Here is a 15,024-nt window from a genome sequence, read left to right as displayed (position 1 = left end):
AGAGCCAGAGCCAGAGCCAGAGCCAGAGCCAGAGCCAGAGCCAGAGCCAGAGCCACAATTAACGACTAGTCATTATTCAAGCTACGCCGAAATACGCGCTGCAGAATTTGAAGTGCCGAATCTTGAGGATGTTCAGAAACTTCTGAGTCGTTTAGAAGCGACTAATGTTGTCGATGAGCTGAATCTAGATGAGTTGATGGATCGGAACACACAGCAAATTGCTCAGCAGGCAGACATGCAAATGTTTGACGCTGCAGTAGAGTCTGTTCAAGTGTCTGTAGATCCTGAAATTCAAGATTGGGATCTTCCAGAACCTGATTTATCAATTGCTGTAGATCCACCTGTTGAATCGCAGCAAATTGAAGAGTTACAAGCTGAATCGCTGGAGACAGAGCAAGTAGAAGTTAAGGCTACTGAACCCGATCTTGAATCTCCTCAAATTGAGCCATTTACCGAACTTGAAACTCAAGCTGGTGGAGCCGGTCAGTTTACATCATGGGAAACGACGGCTAGAACTGAAGATTTTCAAGTGCTGTATTTTGATGTGAACGGTGTGACGTTTGCTGTGCCACTTGATGAGCTCGGGGGTATTCATCGCCTTGAAGAGTTAAGTCATATTATTGGTAAGCCAGCTTGGTATTTGGGGTTGCAAACTAATCGAGATAGTAAGCTAGACGTGGTTGATACCGCCAAATGGGTGATGCCTGAAAAGCTATTATGTGATGATTATAAAGAAAATTATCAATATATAGTCATGCTTGGCGAAAGCTTGTGGGGGCTTGCGAGCACAGAGCTTAAAGGTACCGAGCTGCTTAATACAGATAAAGTACGCTGGCGAGAAACGGCAGGGAAACGGCCATGGCTCGCTGGTATGGTAAAAGAAAAAATGTGTGCTTTGATCCATGTTGAAGCATTAACCGCCATGCTAAATGCAGGGCTAGACGTAAAAGCATTGGGCTAGTACTACGATTGGTACAATATAAGCATCAAGTTAACAACAGTGGTCGGTAACGACGGCAAGAGGATTATCTATGTCTCATATGAGTGAAGTTGAAGTAAGAAAAGATCAAACAAATGATGAAGTACTTCAATGGGTGACATTTCAACTAGAAGAAGAAACTTACGGCATCAATGTAATGCAAGTACGTGAAGTATTGCGTTACAGCGAGATTGCTCCAGTACCGGGTGCTCCAGACTACGTTTTAGGTATTATCAACCTGCGTGGTAACGTTGTTACTGTTATTGACACTCGTTCTCGTTTTGGTTTGATGCAAGGTGAAATCACAGATAACACACGCATTATCGTTATTGAGTCTGAGCGTCAAGTTATTGGCATTTTAGTAGATAGTGTTGCTGAAGTTGTTTACCTGCGTTCTTCTGAGATCGACACGACACCAAGTGTTGGTACTGATGAAAGTGCTAAGTTCATCCAAGGTGTTAGTAACCGTGATGGCAAGCTTCTTATCTTAGTTGATCTGAACAAGCTGTTAAGTGAAGACGAATGGGATGAGATGGCTCACCTGTAATGTTTGAAGCGCTTCCTTTAAACCCTATTGCTCTGATAGTCGGAGTTGGGGTTTTTACGTTATTCATCGTGATTTTGATTAGCAAAGTAAAAAGTGCAATTCAAAAGCAGATCGATACGTCACGCCTGCAAGTTCGTAACTTGGACAAAGAGCTTCAAAAATCGAGTAAGCAATTACTTGAAGTTCGCTCTGTTGTGGTAGGCCTTGGTCAGAAAGTGACGGAACAGCAAGATCTGATAAAACACTTGAATGAACGTATTGTTGAGTTGGAACATGCGGACACCGATGGGCGTTTGTATACACGTGCAACTAAAATGGTTCAGCTTGGTGCTGGGATAAACGAACTGATCGAAGAGTGTGAATTACCTAAGGCAGAAGCTGAGCTGATGATGTCTCTGCAGAATAAGCTCGCAGGTAAGGAAAAAATCCCTTCGTTAAGAAGTAACCCTTCATCGTATGATGAACAACCTGCATCCTCTCGTGATCGTAGAGACCCGACTCGACGTCGTTAAATTTAGCGCTTACTGCGTAATGAGCAATTGATGTTCATCACGTACACCTCTTAAAAGAAGCTTCGGCTTCTTTTTTTGTGCCTGTTATACCTATATAGAACGATGTTTATAAGTATTTGTATCTAATGCAATATATTGTTTGTTGATGAAAATGTGTAAATTGTGATGCGGTGGTAACAGTTTCTTACGGAGTTTGTCCTTTCGAAAACGCCTAGTCCTGTTTTGTCACCTTATTGGTGTGCTACTATAGCCCTCTCATTACTCGACTAAATTTACCTATGCTAGAAGTCTCAAATTTAACTGCTATTCGTGACGACAGGGTTCTGTTTGAATCGTTGTCTTTTCAATTGAAACCCGGTGAGCTGGTTCAAGTTGAAGGTCGTAACGGTACTGGGAAAACGACACTCCTTAGGATTATCACCGGCTTAGGTGATCGTGATGAAGGCACTATCTCTTGGGATGGTGAGTCCATTGAAACGAGTCGAGATGTGTATCACCAAAATTTGCTTTTTCTTGGTCACCAAACTGGCGTAAAACGCGAGCTTAGTGCCTATGAAAACCTGAGCTTCTATCAATCGATTCACAGCAGTGGAACGAGTAAGGAAGAACTTTACAATGCATTGGCTCAAGTCGGCCTTGCTGGACGAGAAGATGTGCCTGCAGGTCAACTTTCGGCGGGTCAACAGCGCCGTGTAGCATTGGCTCGTCTGTGGTTAAGTAAGCAAATGTTATGGATTCTAGACGAACCGCTGACTGCAATAGACAAGCAGGGTGTTAAGGTTTTGGAGTCTCTTTTTTCTCAGCATGCAGATAACGGTGGCATTGTGTTATTAACCACACACCAAGATATGTTTGCTGATAGCCCGAAACTAAGAAAAATAAAGTTGGGTGAGTAATATGATCTCTTCAATGACAACGATCATCCGACGTGAGCTATTGATCGCATTTCGTCGCCAAGCCGATATCTTTAACCCTCTGTGGTTTTTTATTATTGTCATCACCCTTTTCCCATTGAGTATCGGCCCTGAGCCAAACCTACTTGCACGTATTGCTGCAGGTATTGTTTGGGTAGCGGCTTTGCTTTCTGCATTGCTCTCTTTAGAGCGTTTGTTTCGTGATGATTTTCAAGATGGCGCGCTTGAGCAGATGATGTTGATGCCCATCCCGTTGCAGTTGGTAGTCTTGTCCAAGGTCATAGCGCACTGGTTATTGACAGGGTTACCATTAATATTGATCAGTCCGTTGTTGGCGGTACTGCTGTCCTTGGATTTCGATACTTGGTTATCGGTAGTCTTAACGTTATCGGTCGGTACGCCTGCATTAAGCTTTATTGGTGCGATTGGTGTGGCTTTAACGGTTGGGTTACAAAAAGGTGGTGTGCTGTTAAGTCTGCTTATTTTGCCGTTGTATATCCCAATTCTTATATTTGCTACATCAGCGATTGATGCCGCAGCGTTAGGCGTTGCGTATAACGGACAATTAGCGGTGTTAGGGGCAATGTTAATGGGCGCGATGACGCTCACCCCATTTGCCATCAGTGCAGCACTGAGAGTGAGTGTTAACTAGTTAATTACCTGGTTAAGATTAACTACGCACTCACTAGCACTTTGCATGTTCAAAGTGAACTATTTAAAGCCTTCAAACTCCTAGAGTCACTGAAAGAAGCTGTAAGCCAAATAAATTATAATAATTATAGCTGTGATAGCTGTAAGCAATATGAAGTAAGAGTGAGATTACAACATGTGGAAATGGCTCCATCCCTACGCCAAAGCAGAAACCTCTTATCAGCTTGCTGGTAAACTTCTGCCATGGTTTTCGATCCTAGCGCTATTGTGTCTATCCGCCGGTACTGTATGGGGGCTTGCATTTGCCCCTTCTGATTACCAGCAAGGCGATAGCTTCCGAATTATCTATATCCATGTTCCGTCTGCAATTTGGTCTATGGGTGTATACATGTCGATGGCAATTGCCGCCTTTATCGGTTTGGTATGGCAGGTAAGGCTGTCAGACATGGCTGCGTTGGCTATGGCGCCTATCGGTGCTGTATTTACCTTTATTGCGTTACTAACTGGCGCTGTTTGGGGTAAACCAATGTGGGGTGCTTGGTGGGTTTGGGATGCACGTTTAACCTCAGAGCTGATTCTTCTATTCCTATATTTAGGTGTTATTGCACTGCACCATGCGTTTGACGACCAAAAAACCGCAGCAAAAGCAGCCGGTATTTTGGCCATCGTTGGTGTCATCAACCTACCTATCATTCACTTTTCAGTAGAGTGGTGGAACACACTCCACCAAGGCGCAACAATTACTAAGTTTGATAAGCCTTCTATTTCAAGTGACATGCTATGGCCGCTTCTTCTTAACATCTTCGGTTTTGCCTTTTTCTTTGGTGCTGTGACTATGGTTCGTTTTAGAAACGAAATCATCAGTAAAGAGAGTCACCGTCCATGGGTTCGCAAGCTAGCGGCTAATAAAGCGTAGTAGGGTAGGTAATTATGTATTTTGAATCTCTGAGTGATTTCTTTGCCATGGGTGGCTACGCCTCATATGTATGGAGTGCATTTGGAATCACATTCCTCGCGATGATCATTTTACTGGTCGTAAGCGTTCGTCGTGGTAAGCAATTATTAAATGAAGTACAAGCTAAGATTGACCGTCAAGCTCGTATTGATGCAGCAAAAAATATGGAGAACACTCTATGAACCCAAGACGCAAAAAGAGGCTAGGCATTATCTTAGCGATCTTTTTTGGTATCAGTGCAACTGTTGGATTGATGGTTTATGCACTTAACCAGAACATGGATCTGTTCTACACGCCAACTGAGCTCGTCAACGGCAAAGATGGTAAAAAACCTGAAGTGGGTCAACGCTTACGTATTGGTGGCATGGTTGTAGTCGGCTCTGTAAGCCGTGACAATGAATCATTGCGTGTAAGCTTCGATTTGGCTGATGTAGGCCCTAAAGTGACGATTCTATATGATGGCATCCTTCCTGATCTTTTCCGTGAAGGCCAAGGTATTGTTGCTCAAGGTGTCCTTAAGGATGCAACGACAATTGAAGCGTTTGAGGTGTTGGCAAAGCACGATGAAGAATATATGCCTTCTGAAGTTGCTGAAGCAATGAAGAAAACTCATGAGCCTTTGCAATACACGACTGAACAAAAAGAAGGAAATGCTCAATGATAGCCGAGATCGGCCATTTTGCGATGATCCTGTCTTTGGGACTTGCACTGCTGCTAAGCGTGCTCCCACTGTATGGAGCCGCTCGAAATAACACATTATTGATGAACAGTGCACGACCGCTGTCGTGGGGTATGTTCGGATTCCTAGTGATTTCGTTCTTTATCTTGTGTTACGCGTTCTACACAAATGATTTTACGATTCAATACGTAGCAAGTAACTCGAATAGCCAACTACCTTGGTACTACCGAATTACCGCGGTTTGGGGGGCTCATGAAGGCTCACTACTGCTTTGGGTTCTAATCCAAGCGGGTTGGACGGTAGCAGTTGCAACGTTTAGTCGTGGTATGCCTCAAGAGTCTGTGGCTCGCGTACTGGCGATTATGGGTTTAATTACTGTCGGCTTCTTGCTGTTCATTATCGTAACGTCTAACCCGTTTTTACGTACATTGCCTTTCTTCCCTGTTGATGGCCGTGACTTGAACCCACTACTGCAAGATCCGGGTTTGATTATTCACCCGCCAATGCTTTACATGGGTTATGTCGGTTTCTCGGTAGCGTTCTCTTTTGCAATCGCTTCTCTAATGAGCGGTCGTTTAGATACGGCATGGGCTCGTTGGTCTCGTCCTTGGACAATCGCTGCTTGGTTATTCCTAACAGTAGGTATCGCACTTGGTTCATGGTGGGCTTACTACGAACTTGGCTGGGGGGGCTGGTGGTTCTGGGATCCAGTAGAAAACGCTTCATTCATGCCTTGGTTAGCTGGTACTGCTCTAATGCACTCACTAGCGGTAACCGAAAAGCGTGGCACATTTAAAGCTTGGACAGTCTTGCTGGCTATCTCTGCATTCTCACTAAGCTTACTAGGTACATTCTTAGTTCGTTCGGGCATCTTGGTATCGGTTCACGCATTCGCGTCGGATCCTGCCCGTGGTATGTTTATTCTAGGTTTCTTAGTGTTCGTTATCGGTGGTTCACTGTTGTTGTTTGCTGTTAAAGGCGCATCGGTTCGTGTACGTGGTAACTTCGATTTGGTTTCTCGTGAAAACGCGCTACTCGGCAACAACATCCTATTGATTGCTGCACTTGTGGTTGTGTTAGTTGGTACCTTGCTGCCATTAGTTCATAAACAGTTAGGCTTGGGCTCGGTATCTATCGGTGCACCATTCTTTGATATGTTGTTCTTCTGGTTAATGATCCCGTTCTCGTTCCTATTAGGTATCGGTCCACTGATCCGTTGGAAACGTGACAACCTATCTAAGCTCGTTAAACCTATGCTGATCTCAGGTGTATTCTCACTGGGCTTAAGTGCGCTAATGGTTACGATTTTGGCTGACCGTTTCAGCGGTACCGCTTTTGCCGGTTGGGTAATGGCATTCTGGATTATCTTCATGCATGGCTTTGAGCTTCATGAACGTGCGACACACCGTCATACATTCCTGAAAGGCCTGACTAAGCTACCTCGTAGCCACTGGGCGATGATGTGTGGTCACATTGGTTTGGCCGTGACAGTGATTGGTATTGCGATGGTGCAAAACTACAGCATCGAACGTGACGTGCGCTTAGCACCAGGTGAAAGCTACCAACTTGAAGAGTACAGCTTCCTGTTTACAGGAGTTCGTGACAAAGATGGCCCTAACTACGATGGTTACATTGCTGACTTTGAAATTACCAAAGAAGGCAAATACATCAACACGCTTCACGCTGAAAAACGTTTCTACACAACCGCTAAGTCGATGATGACAGAAGCGGCGATTGATCGTGGCGTAACACGCGACCTTTACATCGCAATGGGTGAGCGTTTAGACGACAATAAATCTTGGGCTGTGCGTATCTACTACAAACCATTTGTACGTTGGATCTGGGCTGGTTCTCTGATTATGTCGATTGGTGGTGTTATTGCTATCAGTGACCGTCGTTACCGCTTCCGTAAGCCAACGAAAAAGTCTACTAAAGAGCAGGAGGCTTAATTCGAATGAACAAGAAGATTTTATTCATTCCATTGATTGCGTTCATGGTTCTAGCTGGAATCTTTGCGACTCAATTGATGCGTAACCAGTCGGGTGATGACCCGACTAAACTTGAATCGGTATTGATTGGTAAGCCAGTACCTGAGTTCGGTTTAGAAGACTTAGAGCAACCGGGTAAGTTCCATGATCAAGCTATCTTTAAAGGTGAGCCACTGCTTCTAAATGTGTGGGCGACTTGGTGTCCTACTTGTTATGCAGAGCACTCTTACTTGAATAAGTTAGCGGGTCAAGGCGTTAAGATTATTGGCCTTAACTACAAAGATGATCGCAATAAAGCGGTAGGTTGGTTAAAAGAGCTGGGCAATCCATACTTGATCAGCCTGTTCGATGGTAACGGCATGCTAGGTCTTGACCTTGGTGTGTATGGCGCTCCAGAGACTTTCCTCATTGATGCTAACGGCGTAGTTCGTTATCGCCATGTTGGTGACGTGAACCCAACTAACTGGGCATCGACGCTTGAGCCGATGTACCAAGAGTTGTTGGAGGAAGCGAAATGATTAAGAAGACACTGATTGCTCTATTCGCTACATTTGCTATTTCGGCGACTGTTTCTGCTGCGCCTATCGAATTTCATGAATTTGATACCGTTGATCAAGAGCAGCAGTTCAAAGAGCTAAGCAACACGCTGCGTTGCCCTAAATGTCAGAACAACACCATTGGTGATTCGAACGCAGAGCTTGCGGTTGATTTACGCCAAAAAGTGTATGAAATGACAAAAGATGGCAAGTCGAAGCAAGACATCATTGATTACATGATTGCTCGCTACGGTAACTTTGTTACTTACAACCCACCACTCACATTAGCCACATCAATCCTTTGGGTTGGTCCGTTTGCGGTAGTCGTGTTTGGTTTCGGTTTGATCATTTTACGAAGCCGAAAGTCAAAGTCGAAAGCAGTAGAGTCAGATAAAGACTGGGATGCAGACAAAGAAGCTCGTTTAAAAGCGTTACTCGATGAAGAGAACGACGGAGATAAGAAGTAATGACTCTATTTTGGATTTCTACCATTATCCTTTCGCTAGCAGCTATTTTCTTAATTGTTCTGCCCTTCATAAATAAGAAGGCGAACAATGATGAAATGCTTCGCGACGAGTTGAACAAAGCATTCTATAAAGATCGTCTCGTTGAGCTCGAAGTAGAAGCAGAAGAAGGCCTTGTTGATAACCAACAAGAGCTGATCGCTGATTTGAAACAGTCTCTACTTGATGATGTACCTGCGCAGAAAGAGATGAAGAAGACCCAAATCTCAACATTGGGCGTCGTAGTACCATCTATTGTCCTAGTCGTGGTTGTTACATATGGTATGTACTTTCAGTTTGGTGCTCTGGATAAAGTCCAACACTGGCAAGAAGTGAGTTCAAACCTTCCTGAGTTGTCTAAAAAGCTAATGTCATCGGAAGGTGGTGCATTAACGGATGATGAACTAGAAGATTTGACTCTGGCACTTCGTACTCGTCTGCACTATCAACCAAAAGATTCGACAGGTTGGTTACTATTAGGTCGTATTGCATTGGCTAACCGCGACGCGGAAACTGCGAAAGATTCGATGCAAAGAGCTTACAAGCTTGAGCCAAAGAATGAAGATGTTCAGCTAGGTTATGCACAAGCATTGATGCTTTCACCTGATGATGCGGATCAAAACCAAGCTCGTTTAATTTTGAGCCGTTTGATTCAAAACGACTATGTTGATCTTCGTGTGTTCTCGTTGCTAGCGTTTGATGCGTTTGAGCGTCAAGACTACCCAGGTGCTGTTAAGTACTGGAGCATCATGCAACAGATGATTGGTCCACAAGACAGTCGCTATGAAATGTTGTCGCGCAGTATTGAAAGTGCACAGAAGAAAATGGGCAATGCTATGGGCGTTGACCAAGGTAAAACTGTTGCTGTAACGCTTGAGTTATCTGGTGATGTGAATGCTGCCCCTAGTTCAGTGTTAGTTGTATCAGTGCACAGAGCAGACGGCTCACCAATGCCGATTGCTGCGGCTCGTTATCCGCTAGGAACTTTCCCTCGTACTGTCGTTCTTGATGATGGCAACAGCATGTTGGAAGGACAGAAACTGTCCAGCCTTGAAACTCTAATGGTTAGAGCTAGGCTTGATACAGATGGTAACGTTTCAACTCGAGACGGTGATTGGTTCGGTGAAAGTGAAGTGGTTGAACTGGGTGCCCCAGTTACCATTGATATCAATAAGCAATATTAATCATTACTTTGCATAGGCGTTAGCTATTCCGATTTATTAAAAAACGGTATAGACTTACGCAACCAATTGAGGCCAGCGATTGCTGGCCTTTTTTATTATTCCTTATGGAAAAGGTGATATGTCTATCAGTGTTTTAAGACTTTCGAGTTTACTCTTCATCGCAAGCTTAACGGTAGGTTGTTCGAGCGTACCAGATGAAAGCAATGGCGGTGATAACCTCGAAACCTCTGAATATGTCGAAGAGTCCCATCCGAACGACCCTTTTGAAGGTTTCAACCGGGCGATGTGGGATATCAACTACGAGTATCTCGATCCTTATTTGGTTCGACCTGTTTCTCTTGCCTATGTTGACTATACCCCTGTACCAATTCGCTCTGGTATTTCCAATTTTTTAGCCAACTTAGATGAGCCATCAAGTATGCTCAACAATCTCATTATGGGGAATGGTGGGAAAGCGCTCGATCATTTCAATCGTTTTTGGATTAACTCTACCTTTGGTCTTCTTGGTCTGATTGATATTGCTAGCGAAGCGGGGATCACCAAATATGACGAAAAGTCGTTTTCTGATGCGATTGGTCATTATGGGGTAGGGAATGGACCGTATTTTATGCTGCCGGGATATGGCCCTGTGACGACTCGACAAGTTACAGAGCAAGTGGATAGCTTATACGTACCTTTGTCTCTGTTTACCTTCTGGGCAAAGTTAGGGAAGTGGGCCTTTGAAGGTATGGAAACACGTGCTCAGTTGGCCTCGCAAGAAGCCTTATTAGATGACTCTCCAGATCCATATGCTTTGACTCGTGATATTTACATCCAACGTCAAGATTTTAAAGCTGAGATCGAGCCAGAAGAGGTTGATCTTGAGGAAGAAGATTTCATTGATGAGTATCTCGAAGATTACTAAATACAAAGCTTAAATAAGCAGATAAGAGAAAGGCTCGATGTTAATTCAACATCGAGCCTTTTTAATGCTGTCTACTTTTCTACCTTTCGGTAAGTAGATAATTAGGTAACTAGCCTAGAAGCGGTAGTTGGCTTGGATACCGACTAACCAGATGCTGCCTGTCACTTCGCCTTCGAAGCTACCACCAAAGTAATCTGCTTTTGGATCTTTTTCATGCATTTTCGCGTCTTTCGCTAGAATGTAAGTGAAGCCAGCATCCAGAGTTAGCTGATCTGACCATTGGTAGCCCGCACCAATACTTAACCAAGTGCGGTCTGTTTCTGGGATCGTCGCAGTACGGTGCTCTTCGCTTACCGCTGAAGTATCGTAGGCAATACCAGAACGCAGTGCTAGTTTAGGGGTCATTTGGTAAGTCGTACCGATTGCAAAACGGTAGTTGTCTTCCCAGTTCTCTTGCTTGATCTCTACGCTTTTTTCGCCAGGGAAATCAGCAACAAGCTCTTTAAAGCTGCTCCAGTTCGTCCAGTTAATACTTGCGTGAACCGCTACAGTGTCTGTCAGCTGGTGGAAGCTAGCAAGTTCAGCTGTTGCCGGAAGAGCGAGGTCCATTGAACCACTTTTGTGTGCTTCTGGTTTTGTTGGGTTGAAACCAAAGCCTTTTGCATAGCCTTCTAAAGTCAGGTCAACTTCTGATTTGTAGGTAAAGCCAAGGCGGTTGTCTTCATTAATGTCCCAAGCGGTACCAACTTGCCAACCCCATGCCGTGTCATCACCTTCCATGTATTTCAAAGAGGTACCAGACTTCACTGGAATAAGAGAGTTTTTAGTTGATACTGCACCAAAGCTACCTTCAGCCATGATGTAACGTACGCCACCACCAATAGAAACACTCTCTAGTACCTGGTATGCAGCGTTCAAGTTCAGCTCCATAGTAGTCACACTTGCTTCGTTACCATGGTTTGCACCACCAAAGTCTTTACCCAGGTCCGTTGCCATACCGTAGTTTGTGCCTGCAGCAAAACCCAACGCAAATTTGTCATTGTACTTATGAGAAGCATAAAAATTTGGAATAAAAGCACTGTGCGCGAAGTCACTAGAGTTAGATGTTGTTTTTCCGCGAGGAGTTGTAGAAGTCCCTTCAATATCAATATTTGGGTCAACGTAGATACCACCCACAGAAACCTGTGTGCCTTCTAGGTAAGTCAGCATAGCAGGGTTACGCCATTGCGCGTCTGCACCGTCAGCCATTGCTGCTTCACCAGCGTAAGCACGGCCTAAACCTGTTGCTGAGTATTCTGCTAGTTGAAAACCTGCCGCGTTAGTTACGGTAGAAGTCGAAAGTAATCCAACTGCCACTGCAGAAGATAGAAGAGTTTTATTTATTTTCATTATTATGTTCACTGAATCATAAGTATTTAGTGGCGTGATTCTACTTTTAGAGTTATTACTTTAAAAATGAAATTCGAATAAAACAGTGTTTTAGGGATTAAATGAGCAAATGTGTTTAATTATTAGAGAAATCATCTAAATGTTTCGGCTGTGTTGCGAAGTTTGAGCGTACACCTGTAGCTGTATATTTGCTCTGCAGGCTACAGTTGTAAGCTTAAATTTAGGTTGGTCAGTGGTTTAGGAAAACAAAAAAGGGTCGCACAATGCGACCCTTTGGGATTATAGCTAACTTTATATTAGAAGCTGCGGCTGTACTGAAGACCTAATAGGATTGCATCAGCATGTGTCGTCGCTGTTAGTGGTGTCTTTGAAGAGTTTTCTGAAACTCTCACATCGTCACCTAACAAGTATGTAAAGCCGAAGTCTACGTTTGAAGCGGTGTCAATATGGTAAGTGAAACCAGCAGAGAACCACTGACGGTCAGAATCTGGTACAGAAATAGACGTCAGTTCATCTTGTGCACTGGTGTCATACATGTAACCGGTACGTAGTGTCCATGTATCGTTTAGGTAGTAAGTACCACCAATTGCGTAGTGCCAGCCATCTTGCCATTTGTATTCTTTATTGTAAGCGCCTTTGATCGCACCTTGAGATAGGTTCTGGAATTCGATCTGGTCGAAGTCACCCCAGCCGATCCATTGTACAGAGTAGTGAACTGCGAACTTAGTATCTTCAATTTTGTGGAAACCAGAGAATTCAGCGATGTCTGGTAGTGGTAGCGTGATCTCTTGGCCCTTGTCATCTTTAGCGGTGATTTCAGGGCTGTAACGGTAAGATAGACCAAAACGGTTGTTTTCATCTAGCTCATAAACGGTACCAACGTTAAAGCCAACAGCCCAACCATCAGCTTTGTCGACGTTTAATAAAGGAGTACCTAGAGGTACATTACCAGCTTGCATGCCTACACCAGAGGTGCGTTTCATCGTGCCTTGACCATAAATAAGGTCTAAACCTGCACCGAAGCTCCATTGGTCGTCTAGTCGGTAAGAACCTGCAAGACCAAAGTTGACGCTCTTAACATCCGTTAAGCCACCGTATTCAGCTGCCGGATAGTTGTCGTCAAACTCTGTTTTAGTACCGAAGTTTGAGTAGGCATTGATACCCCAAGCAAATTTATCATTTACTGGAACGATTAAGTGGATGTTAGGCGCGATAGATGTATCACCTACATCATCAGTATTATTTACTGGCACTTGACCACCAACGTAGTTAACGTCGTTGACTTCAATCATTGAAGTGATGCTTTCAAAACCAAGAGATAGCTCAGTTTTATCAAATAGTGCCATTGCTGCAGGGTTACGTGCCATTACTGACGCGTTATCTGCGATTACTGCATCACCAGCAAAAGCACGGCCGATGCCGGTTGCTGATTGTGCGTTAAGTTGGAAACCTGCTGCCATCGCTTGCGAAGATGCCAGTGTGATTGTTACTGCTAAAAGAGACTTTTTAAACAGACGCGTGTTGTTGGTAGTCATTCATTTATTCCTTTATATATCCGCCTCTACAGGGCGATTAATTTGAGCAATTGCTCAATGTTGGCTGATCCTATTCGGAAGTATACGATATACAAATCCGACCATTGGAAATTTTGAGGGTAAAATTATGGAAATGACGCCTATCTGGCACGAAAATGGAGAGAAATGCTGTTTTTTAGAGTTTTAACTCTAGAGGTATTGGTGTGGTGAATGGTTTTGCGATTTATTGATAAATAAAGCCCAGCAATATCAGTGATATACTTGCTGGGCCTTTTGTTACGGGGCTTTGAGAGCAAATTAGCTCATTGGTTTGATCATTTTTGTCAGCTTTTCGGCGATTTTAGAGACATCCTCGCCATCTTCCCCTACAAGGATCAAACTGCTGCCATCGATCGGTGTTACCGAGCCTGACATGCCTTTTTCATCAAAGTCGATAGACTTGTCAGTCGGAATGCCAGTTAAAAACAGCGTGACTTTGCCTTTTTCGCCTTGGAAAACCATGTGCATTGCGTTGGATTTGCCAAAACCACAGTGGTTCAGGTAATAGACGTGGTAAGGGAAGGCTTCATCAAACTGAAAAGCAAACGGGTTCATTTTTGCGTTGATTTGTTGAGATGATACATTTTCATCAAGTGCACTAACGAAGCTCTTTTCATCAACAACATGTTTCATTGCAGTATCCGCCAAGCTTGCTTGAGCTGGAGATACCAACGCGTTGCCCCAGTTGACTTGACCAACCAATAAACCTGCAACGAATGCCACAGAAGCAGCCATTGCCATCGCTCGTCGAGCAAACGTAGGCCTTACTACTTTGCTCTCTTCGCTTGAGGTCTGATTGAATAGGATACGATCTGCCAGATCGTCTGGCACATCCACATTCAATGCTGAATGGATTTGCTTATCAAGTGATAGTACATCGTCTAAGAAATTACTATTGGCTTCACTATTCGCTGCTGCATCAATAATGTCTTGTGTACGTTGCTTAGGTTCCGACAATACACGACGACGAAATTCCAAATCATCCATTATGTTGCCCCCTCTCTACCTCTTCTGTATCCAGCATCTCTTTCAACTGATTTCGAGCTCTGAATAAACGTGTCATCACCGTATTTTTGTTAAGATCGAGAATATCGGCGATCTCATCACCACTAAAACCACCAATCACTTGTAAGAAGAGGGGTTCACGGTATTCGATTTCAAGTTTCATGATCTGCGCTTGCAACCATTGGTGTTGATGATGTGGGTCATCACTGATGCTAGCATCGTTACCATGATCGTCGATATCAACCAGATCAAATTGTTTGCGTTCAAAACGTCGAGCATTCTCGCGGCGCAAGATAGTAATCAGCCATGACTTTGCGGCTTTTTCATCTTGTAGGCTATCGAGTGACTTCCATGCACGAAGGCAAGTTTCTTGAACTAAATCTTCGGCAATGCTTTTGTCTTTGCATAGCCAATAGGCATAGCGAAAGAGGTCACGATGATAGGCGCGCACGAGTGCTTCGTATTTTCTTTGTTTGTCCATATCAGAGTTGACCGGACGCTTGGCTGTTTTCTTTCCAAACATTTTTATTATTGACACACGAGCCTCCATAATTGCTCTGCGTATAGCTGTCTTCTATACGTTGTGCTTCGTTATATATGCTGTTTCGTTTTTAGGGCTAACGTCGGCAGGAAGTCGTAAAATCACATTAAAATTGATCTACTTCAAAATTTAAGCCCTCGAAAACGCTATAGTACACCTTGTC

17 protein-coding genes are annotated in these 15,024 nt (G+C 43.9%); 13 read left to right on the top strand and 4 right to left on the bottom strand.

The features are described 5' to 3' along the window. From ACED28_RS17070 to ACED28_RS17010, 13 genes are all read left to right on the top strand, one after another. Positions 1-961: chemotaxis protein CheW (locus ACED28_RS17070; protein ID WP_371703119.1), on the top strand; the 961-nt coding region annotated here is incomplete at its 5' end. A 70-nt stretch (positions 962-1,031) separates the two neighbouring features. After that, positions 1,032-1,526, top strand: a complete 495-nt coding sequence (locus ACED28_RS17065; RefSeq protein ID WP_009848530.1) for a chemotaxis protein CheW — start codon at positions 1,032-1,034, stop codon at positions 1,524-1,526. Further along, positions 1,526-2,038 (top strand): DUF2802 domain-containing protein, encoded by a 513-nt coding sequence (locus tag ACED28_RS17060; protein ID WP_009848529.1) that lies wholly within the window; start codon positions 1,526-1,528, stop codon positions 2,036-2,038. Before ACED28_RS17065 ends, ACED28_RS17060 begins: the two co-directional genes overlap by 1 nt. Before the next feature lie 278 nt (positions 2,039-2,316). Then, positions 2,317-2,934 (top strand): cytochrome c biogenesis heme-transporting ATPase CcmA, encoded by a 618-nt coding sequence (gene ccmA, locus ACED28_RS17055; protein ID WP_012603450.1) that lies wholly within the window; start codon positions 2,317-2,319, stop codon positions 2,932-2,934. Position 2,935: 1 nt separating this feature from the next. Continuing rightward, positions 2,936-3,604, top strand: a complete 669-nt coding sequence (gene ccmB / locus ACED28_RS17050; RefSeq protein WP_009848527.1) for a heme exporter protein CcmB — start codon at positions 2,936-2,938, stop codon at positions 3,602-3,604. Positions 3,605-3,778: 174 nt separating this feature from the next. Continuing rightward, positions 3,779-4,519, top strand: a complete 741-nt coding sequence (locus ACED28_RS17045; protein WP_009848526.1) for a heme ABC transporter permease — start codon at positions 3,779-3,781, stop codon at positions 4,517-4,519. A gap of 14 nt (positions 4,520-4,533) precedes the next feature. Further along, positions 4,534-4,740: a heme exporter protein CcmD gene (gene ccmD, locus ACED28_RS17040; RefSeq protein ID WP_009848525.1), complete on the top strand. Its 207-nt coding sequence runs from the start codon at positions 4,534-4,536 to the stop codon at positions 4,738-4,740. After that, on the top strand, positions 4,737-5,219 hold the full coding sequence (gene ccmE, locus ACED28_RS17035; protein WP_009848524.1) for a cytochrome c maturation protein CcmE: 483 nt from the start codon (positions 4,737-4,739) through the stop codon (positions 5,217-5,219). The genes ccmD and ccmE overlap by 4 nt, the downstream gene beginning before the upstream one ends. Beyond that, entirely contained in the window at positions 5,216-7,186 is a 1,971-nt protein-coding gene (locus ACED28_RS17030) for a heme lyase CcmF/NrfE family subunit (protein ID WP_371710326.1), read from the top strand. Before ccmE ends, ACED28_RS17030 begins: the two co-directional genes overlap by 4 nt. 5 nt (positions 7,187-7,191) lie before the next feature. Then, entirely contained in the window at positions 7,192-7,743 is a 552-nt protein-coding gene (locus ACED28_RS17025) for a DsbE family thiol:disulfide interchange protein (protein ID WP_009848522.1), read from the top strand. Next, positions 7,740-8,228, top strand: coding sequence for a cytochrome c-type biogenesis protein (locus tag ACED28_RS17020; RefSeq protein WP_009848521.1), 489 nt, complete (start codon positions 7,740-7,742; stop codon positions 8,226-8,228). The genes ACED28_RS17025 and ACED28_RS17020 overlap by 4 nt, the downstream gene beginning before the upstream one ends. Continuing rightward, positions 8,228-9,448: a c-type cytochrome biogenesis protein CcmI gene (gene ccmI / locus ACED28_RS17015; protein WP_102249260.1), complete on the top strand. Its 1,221-nt coding sequence runs from the start codon at positions 8,228-8,230 to the stop codon at positions 9,446-9,448. The genes ACED28_RS17020 and ccmI overlap by 1 nt, the downstream gene beginning before the upstream one ends. Before the next feature lie 118 nt (positions 9,449-9,566). Next, positions 9,567-10,352: a VacJ family lipoprotein gene (locus ACED28_RS17010; RefSeq protein ID WP_009848519.1), complete on the top strand. Its 786-nt coding sequence runs from the start codon at positions 9,567-9,569 to the stop codon at positions 10,350-10,352. 114 nt (positions 10,353-10,466) lie between these two features. On the opposite strand, the gene ACED28_RS17005 is transcribed toward ACED28_RS17010, so the two are convergent. From ACED28_RS17005 to ACED28_RS16990, 4 genes are all read right to left on the bottom strand, one after another. Further along, positions 10,467-11,741, bottom strand: coding sequence for an outer membrane protein transport protein (locus ACED28_RS17005; RefSeq protein ID WP_102249261.1), 1,275 nt, complete (start codon positions 11,739-11,741; stop codon positions 10,467-10,469). A gap of 296 nt (positions 11,742-12,037) precedes the next feature. Next, positions 12,038-13,276 carry an outer membrane protein transport protein gene (locus ACED28_RS17000; protein WP_102249262.1) on the bottom strand — a complete coding sequence of 413 codons (1,239 nt, stop codon included), beginning with the start codon at positions 13,274-13,276 and terminating at the stop codon, positions 12,038-12,040. Between the two features lie 297 nt (positions 13,277-13,573). Continuing rightward, positions 13,574-14,302 (bottom strand): DUF3379 domain-containing protein, encoded by a 729-nt coding sequence (locus ACED28_RS16995; RefSeq protein ID WP_017104011.1) that lies wholly within the window; start codon positions 14,300-14,302, stop codon positions 13,574-13,576. After that, on the bottom strand, positions 14,295-14,843 hold the full coding sequence (locus ACED28_RS16990; RefSeq protein ID WP_371710328.1) for a sigma-70 family RNA polymerase sigma factor: 549 nt from the start codon (positions 14,841-14,843) through the stop codon (positions 14,295-14,297). Before ACED28_RS16990 ends, ACED28_RS16995 begins: the two co-directional genes overlap by 8 nt. Positions 14,844-15,024: the final 181 nt, after the last annotated feature.

It is taken from the genome of Vibrio sp. 1F253 (assembly GCF_041439295.1).
GTDB lineage: Bacteria > Pseudomonadota > Gammaproteobacteria > Enterobacterales > Vibrionaceae > Vibrio > Vibrio tasmaniensis_A.
Note: the sequence above shows the minus strand (reverse complement) of the source record. Positions and strands in the feature narration are given on the sequence as shown.

Bases quoted from the DNA above. Each gene is read 5' to 3' on its own strand.
- ccmE (WP_009848524.1), top strand. From the start codon at position 4,737: ATGAACCCAAGACGCAAAAAGAGGCTAGGCATTATCTTAGCGATCTTT.
- ACED28_RS16990 (WP_371710328.1), bottom strand. From the start codon at position 14,843: ATGTTTGGAAAGAAAACAGCCAAGCGTCCGGTCAACTCTGATATGGAC.
- ACED28_RS17025 (WP_009848522.1), top strand. From the start codon at position 7,192: ATGAACAAGAAGATTTTATTCATTCCATTGATTGCGTTCATGGTTCTA.
- ACED28_RS17005 (WP_102249261.1), bottom strand. From the start codon at position 11,741: ATGAAAATAAATAAAACTCTTCTATCTTCTGCAGTGGCAGTTGGATTA.
- ACED28_RS16995 (WP_017104011.1), bottom strand. From the start codon at position 14,302: ATGGATGATTTGGAATTTCGTCGTCGTGTATTGTCGGAACCTAAGCAA.
- ACED28_RS17045 (WP_009848526.1), top strand. From the start codon at position 3,779: ATGTGGAAATGGCTCCATCCCTACGCCAAAGCAGAAACCTCTTATCAG.
- ccmI (WP_102249260.1), top strand. From the start codon at position 8,228: ATGACTCTATTTTGGATTTCTACCATTATCCTTTCGCTAGCAGCTATT.
- ACED28_RS17030 (WP_371710326.1), top strand. From the start codon at position 5,216: ATGATAGCCGAGATCGGCCATTTTGCGATGATCCTGTCTTTGGGACTT.
- ACED28_RS17060 (WP_009848529.1), top strand. From the start codon at position 1,526: ATGTTTGAAGCGCTTCCTTTAAACCCTATTGCTCTGATAGTCGGAGTT.
- ACED28_RS17010 (WP_009848519.1), top strand. From the start codon at position 9,567: ATGTCTATCAGTGTTTTAAGACTTTCGAGTTTACTCTTCATCGCAAGC.
- ACED28_RS17065 (WP_009848530.1), top strand. From the start codon at position 1,032: ATGTCTCATATGAGTGAAGTTGAAGTAAGAAAAGATCAAACAAATGAT.
- ccmB (WP_009848527.1), top strand. From the start codon at position 2,936: ATGATCTCTTCAATGACAACGATCATCCGACGTGAGCTATTGATCGCA.
- ccmA (WP_012603450.1), top strand. From the start codon at position 2,317: ATGCTAGAAGTCTCAAATTTAACTGCTATTCGTGACGACAGGGTTCTG.
- ccmD (WP_009848525.1), top strand. From the start codon at position 4,534: ATGTATTTTGAATCTCTGAGTGATTTCTTTGCCATGGGTGGCTACGCC.
- ACED28_RS17020 (WP_009848521.1), top strand. From the start codon at position 7,740: ATGATTAAGAAGACACTGATTGCTCTATTCGCTACATTTGCTATTTCG.
- ACED28_RS17000 (WP_102249262.1), bottom strand. From the start codon at position 13,276: ATGACTACCAACAACACGCGTCTGTTTAAAAAGTCTCTTTTAGCAGTA.